This window comes from Hyphomonas sp. UBA3601, from assembly GCF_002375605.1.
In the GTDB taxonomy this organism is placed as follows: domain Bacteria; phylum Pseudomonadota; class Alphaproteobacteria; order Caulobacterales; family Hyphomonadaceae; genus Hyphomonas.
The window spans coordinates 30,984-37,241 of record NZ_DFME01000107.1 but is presented as its reverse complement, the minus strand read 5'-3'; the positions used below and the strand labels follow the sequence as shown (position 1 = coordinate 37,241).

General features: G+C 57.9%; 4 protein-coding genes. 3 read left to right on the top strand and 1 reads right to left on the bottom strand.

Annotation, left to right across the window (positions count from 1 at the left end):
- Positions 1-40: 40 nt before the first annotated feature.
- A complete protein-coding gene (gene cysD / locus B4F73_RS10765) occupies positions 41-943 on the bottom strand; it encodes a sulfate adenylyltransferase subunit CysD (protein WP_034810883.1) in 903 nt (300 codons plus the stop codon).
- Positions 944-1,192: 249 nt separating this feature from the next.
- On the opposite strand from cysD, the gene glmS reads away from it, so the two are divergent.
- From glmS to B4F73_RS10750, 3 genes are all read left to right on the top strand, one after another.
- Entirely contained in the window at positions 1,193-3,019 is a 1,827-nt protein-coding gene (glmS, locus tag B4F73_RS10760) for a glutamine--fructose-6-phosphate transaminase (isomerizing) (RefSeq protein ID WP_290483236.1), read from the top strand.
- A gap of 104 nt (positions 3,020-3,123) precedes the next feature.
- Positions 3,124-4,050 (top strand): hypothetical protein, encoded by a 927-nt coding sequence (locus B4F73_RS10755; RefSeq protein WP_290479819.1) that lies wholly within the window; start codon positions 3,124-3,126, stop codon positions 4,048-4,050.
- A 104-nt stretch (positions 4,051-4,154) separates the two neighbouring features.
- Positions 4,155-6,258: S8 family peptidase (locus tag B4F73_RS10750; RefSeq protein WP_290483235.1), on the top strand; the 2,104-nt coding region annotated here is incomplete at its 3' end.

The window sequence follows — 6,258 nt, the reverse complement described above, 5'->3', positions numbered from 1 at the left end:
GCGGCGATATCTGATTCAATCAGGTCGTCATTGAGGCGCATCAGAAATAGCCTTCCTGTTTTTTCTTTTCCATGGATCCGGACTGGTCGGCGTCAATGACGCGGCCCTGGCGTTCGGATGTGGTGGTCAGGAGCATTTCCTGGATGATGTCTTCAAGCGTGGCAGCTGTGCTTTCGACCGCGCCGGTCAGCGGGTAACAGCCAAGTGTACGGAAGCGGACGGATTTGGTCACCGCGGTGCTGCGCAATTCTTCCGGCATTCGGTCATCATCAACCATGATGTCCACACCATTCCAGTTCACGACGGGGCGCGGGGCAGCAAAGTAGAGCGGGACAATCTCGATGTTTTCGCGGCGGATATACTGCCAGATGTCCAGTTCGGTCCAGTTGGACAGCGGGAAGACTCGAACGCTTTCGCCCTGATTGATACGTGTATTGTAAACGTTCCACGGCTCTGGCCGCTGGCGCTTCGGGTCCCACCGGTGCTCGGCTGAGCGGAAGGAGAAAATGCGTTCCTTGGCGCGGGATTTTTCTTCGTCGCGTCGGGCGCCGCCAAAGGCTGCATCGAACTTGTACTTGTCGAGCGCCTGCTTGAGGGCGAGCGTTTTCATCACATCTGTGTGCACGGCTGATCCGTGACTGAACGGCCCGACGCCGTCGCGGACGCCATCTTCGTTCACATGCACCAGAAGATCGAAGCCCAACTCCTTGGCTTTCCGGTCGCGAAACTCGATCATTTCCCGGAATTTCCAGGTTGTATCGACGTGCATCAATGGGAAGGGAGGGCGCGATGGATAGAACGCCTTCATCGCAAGGTGAAGCATCACCGCCGAATCCTTGCCAACGGAATAGAGCATGACCGGATTTTCGCACTCGGCGGCCACTTCGCGGATGATGTGCAGGCTTTCAGCCTCCAGCCTGTCGAGGTGGGTGAGGTTTTTCAAAACGCGTACAGTCCTTCAAGCATCATCAGTATATGTAAGTTCTTGATATCCCAGATATAGCGGGCTTGCGTGGGCGATAGACCCGAATGTGTGTGACATCCATAATTTGATCGTTCAGCAGAGCTAAAGCATGCAATATGCCCACCATGAGACGGTTTTGCCTGTCTGTTGTCGCATTCCTACACAAAGTGTCATTATCCTGGCGGATTCAGGCGGTCTAAATACGCTTTACCCGAATGGAGGTAGAGTATGTGCGGAATTGTTGCGATCACAGGTACGGAAACCGTTGCCGGGCGTCTCGTCGACGGCCTGAAGCGTTTGGAGTATCGTGGCTATGACAGCGCCGGCATAGCTGTGCTGGCGGGAGATGCAATTGAGCGCCGCCGCGCCAGGGGCAAGATCGTCAATCTGGAAGCCCTCATGGCCGACGCGCCGGTTGATGGCCCGACTGGCATCGCCCATACGCGCTGGGCCACGCATGGCAAGCCGAACGAGACCAATGCTCATCCCCATGTGTCAGGCAAGGTCGCGATTGTGCACAATGGCATCATCGAGAATTTCCGCGAGTTGCGTAAAGACTTGCAGGCGCGGGGCCGAACATTCGAGTCTGAGACAGACAGCGAAGTCATCGCACAGCTGATCGACCAGAACATGGCCGAAGGCATGGACGCGGTTGATGCATTCGAAGCCGCGCTGAAAAACCTGTCGGGCGCTTTCGCCATCGCTGCCATCTTTTCCGGCAAGACGGACTTGCTGATGGGCGCGCGCAAGGGCAGCCCGCTGGTCCTCGGATACGGGCAAGGCGAAATGTTCCTTGGTTCTGACGCCATCGCGCTGGCGCCTCTCACGCGCGACGTGACGTATCTGGAGGAAGGCGATTGGGTCGTCTTGACGCCCACCAGCCATGATGTGCGCAACGCAAATGGTGACCGCGTAAACCGTCCCCGCGTGAAATCCGCTGTGAACGAAGGCCTGATTGAGCGCGGCGAGTATGATCATTTCATGCTCAAGGAAATCCATGAGCAACCCGAGTCTCTCGCTCGTTCCATTCTGCCCTATATCGACCAGGCGACGCAGACGCTCAATCTGGGCGAAGTGGCCGATACGATGTTCGCCAAGGCTGATCGGGCTGTGGCGATTGCCTGTGGCACAGCGTATTATGCCGCCCACACAGCGAAATACTGGTTTGAACAGAAAGCCAAACTGGCGTTCGAGACCGATATCGCATCTGAATTCCGCTATCGTGAACCTGTGCTGCCTCAGACCGGTCCAGCAATGTTTGTCAGCCAATCCGGAGAGACAGCCGACACGCTGGCAGCCCTGCGCTATTGCCGTCAAAATGGCACCCCGGCCGTGGCTGTGGTCAACGTACCCGAAAGCTCGATCGCCCGAGAGGCGGCGGCGATCGTGCCGACCTATGCCGGGCCAGAGATTGGCGTAGCCTCCACGAAGGCTTTCACCGCGCAATTGTCTGTTCTGGCTGTGCTCGCCCTTAATGCAGCCAAGGCTCGGGGGCATCTTTTGCCTGGTGATGAGGTAATGGCGGTCAAAAGTCTGATGGCGTTGCCACGCAAGGTGACCGAGGCACTTGAGGCACAAGATGATATCCGCGAGATCGCAAAGACGTTGTCCCCTTGCCGGGATGTCTTGTTCCTCGGTCGCGGACGGTACTACCCGCTGGCGTTGGAAGGTGCACTCAAGCTGAAGGAAGTGTCCTATATTCACGCCGAAGGCTATGCCGCCGGCGAGTTGAAGCATGGCCCCATCGCGCTGATCGAAAAAGACCTTCCGGTCGTTGTGATCGCGCCAAAAGACGAGCTGTTCGAGAAGACCATTTCAAATGTCGAGGAAATCCGCGCACGTGGCGCGCGTGTCATCCTCATTTCGGATGCAGCCGGCATCAAAGCTGCGGGTAACCGGGCTGATCATGTGATTTGCTTGCCGGATGGTGATGATATCAGCCTGCCAGTGCTGGCCGCAGTGCCGTTGCAATTGCTGGCCTATCATGTGGCTGTTGCCAAAGGGACTGATGTCGACCAGCCGCGCAACCTCGCCAAGTCAGTCACCGTTGAGTGATGAGACGCGCCTGATCGTATCAAATACGGATCGTGACCACCTGACCTTGCTGGACAGCGTCTTCCTGGCCTGCCTTACTGATGCAGGATGTGGGAGATTCGTGCGTGCCGACCTATGATTTGAAAGAAATTGAAGCCCGAATCGAGACGGTCCTGGCGGAGAAGGGACCTCGGCTCGGCAAGGAGCTGGCTGACGATCTTTATGGCGTTCCACATCTGGCCTTGTGGCAAGCCTGCTATCAGAGCCGCAAGCTGCACGTGTCCCATTTCGCCAGCTACTATTTGCGATTTGATATCACGCGCGACGATCAGGTGCGGCTGAGCCCTTCGATCCTGCGAGATTTCCTGTCCTTCACCTTGTTCGGCTTACCGGGCCAACGCGACAAGATGATCGAGCGGCAGGGCACCCTGTCGAACATGCATCGGGAGATCAGCCGCGAAAAGCTGTCGGTGGCCCAAGCCGTGATGAAGCAGGTATTCGTCACTCTGGGACGCGACATTCGCAGCCAACTCTGCGCATTTATCGCGGGCGATCTCGCCTACTATCTCGCGCACAATGAGCCACGGGAACACGTCGCGAGCGGGGAGATGGTGAAGGGCTCGGATATCGATATCATCATCATTCTCAGTGAATCCCTGCCGGAAGATGTGCAGGCCCGGATCGACACGGAGATGACCGCGCTGAAGAATTTCTACTTGCGTCATCCAGAGCACCGGCACGAGATTGATTTCATCTGCAAGCGCAAATCGGTGATGGAGCGGCAATTCCAGTATTCTGACATCCATGACAAAATCGCCAGCAAGATTGCCTATGAGTCCATGTTTCTCGGCGGATCTCTGACGCTGTATATGGAAGTGCGCGATGCGATGGTTCGGACCGGTGTTGACCGCATGATTGAGGGTGATTTCGATCACGCGCTCAAGGATCGCAAAAACGCCATGCACAAATTGCTGGAAGCGCACAATGACACAATTGATGAGGAGACGCGCTCGCTGTTCTACTTCTCGCAAGAACGTGTCGAATTTTCCTGACAAGCTGAGTGAAGTGTTTGCCCCTTGGTTATCTTTGGGGTGGAATATTGCTTGGAAGGCACCGACCGCAGGACGAGTTGGATGCCGCTATGGGAGGAATCTTCATGATCCGGTATCGCAACATAAAATCGGTGAAGCCCATTCCGCGGTCCATGCTGGCGGCTGCCATGCTGGGTGCGTCGGCCATTGTGCTGGGGGCCTGCGCAGGCGGCGGAGGAGGCGGCGGCAGTTCCGCTGTCACGCCGATGCCCCCTCCGCCGCCGCCTCCACCGCCGCCGCCCTCGAATCCGTTTCCTGACACAATCGCAGAGCGGGAACAGTTCGAAACGCGCGAGTACAATGCCACAGTAGGCCTGCCCATTATCGGTGCGTCAGCAGCCTATGCACTTGGCGCGACAGGCCAGGGTCAGACTGTGGCGGTCATCGATACGGGGACTGATTCTGATCATCCCGATCTCCAAGGGGCTGTTGTGCAGATGTTCGATGTCTGTGCGGACACTGCCTGTGCTGGCTTCAACGCTGCTGGAGACCGGGTCACCATCACTCGTCAGGATGGCGATACCGACACCGAAGGCCACGGCACACTGGTTACGGGCGTCATCGCTGCGCGTCGGCAGGACGATTTCAGCAGCGTGTTGGACGATAACACGCCGAACGGTATTCAAGGCGCCGCGTATGAGGCTTCCATAATCGATATCCGGGCTGACTCGCCCGGCAGCTGTGCGCGCACCGGGGAAGATGAAGGTTGCGTCTACAACGACGATACGCTGGTCCGTGCGATTGAATACGCCGTGGCTCAGGGGGCTTCGATCATCAACATGTCTCTCGGTGGCGAGATCGACAATGATCCGCGACTGGAGAACGCCGTCCGCGCTGCGGCCGCGGCGGGTGTGCTGGTCGTCATCTCGGCCGGCAATGAAGCTGAACCGGCAGGGACAGATGAAGATGGCAATGACACCGAGGCGGTCGGGGAACGCCCAACCGAGCCTGCCTATATCGCAGGTGAAACATCTTCACTCGGGCGGGTTGTCGCCGTGGGCGCGGTCGACCCGAATGGCATACTGTCGGACTTCTCGAACAGGGCAGGCAGTGCGGCGCAGAACTTCTACCTGCTCGCACCCGGTGAGGACGTAATCTCGACTGGCCCGGACGATGATGTCGCATTCCCCGGCGACCCGACGAATGATGCCGACAGTGATGGAGACTATTATCGCATTTCGGGGACATCATTTGCAGCACCTTATGTTGCGGGCGCATTGGCGCTCTTGCTGGACGCGTTCCCGAACTTGCAGTCCCAACCTGAAGTCGCTCTCCAGATCCTGCTGGATACCGCGACAGACTATGTAGACACATCGCCCGACCTGATCACGGGCGAGGTCGCGGGTGCTGGTACTGACAGCGTTTCCGGTGTGGGCCTCCTGAACCTCGAAGAAGCATTCCGACCACAAGGCCAGCAGAATCTGGACTTCGGTATCGAGAAAGTCAGCTTTACCGACGCGCTTGCGCCCAGCGGTGGCGCGTTTGGGGATTGGGCCACCAATTCCGGCGCGTTCAACAGCCTCGTCTTTCAGGACCAGTACCAACGCGGTTTCCGCCTGAATGCCGATGCCATTGCTGCGACCCTGCCGTCAGATGCGCTCGGCTCACGCCTGGTGAATTTTGAAACCCGCGCTGATTGGGCGGCGGGCGAATCCTATGCCGTTAATGCTGGAAACATGTCGTTCAGCTGGTCCCAGGCTCGGTTGCAGGATGATCCGACCGCCCCTTATCAGGAAGACCCGCAATCAACATTCCAGATGCGCTACAGTTTCGGCGAGAGCCAGGTGGAATTGGGACGAGGTGGATCATTGACGCATCTGGCGCCAGATATCTCCCTGCTCAACGAACCCGGTGTCGGGAACGCTTTTTCGACCGGCGGCGCATGGGCGAAATTCAGTCATGCCGTGACGGATGACCTCGTCATGGACATATTCTCTGCCGAGCAGGGCGGTCGCAGTCAGTCCGGCTTCATGTTCGGCCGCGATGCCCAGGATTGGTCAGTTCGTGCGGGCGCATCCTTCATTTCGGATGAAGATACGGCGCTGGGTGGAACACTGCAGGAGCGCTTCGGCGCGCAAGACCAGACCGAGATGACGGCATATTCGCTGGAGGGAGCATGGTTCGCCGGTTCCGACTGGGTCCTGTCTTCAGGAATGGAAATGGCGAGCG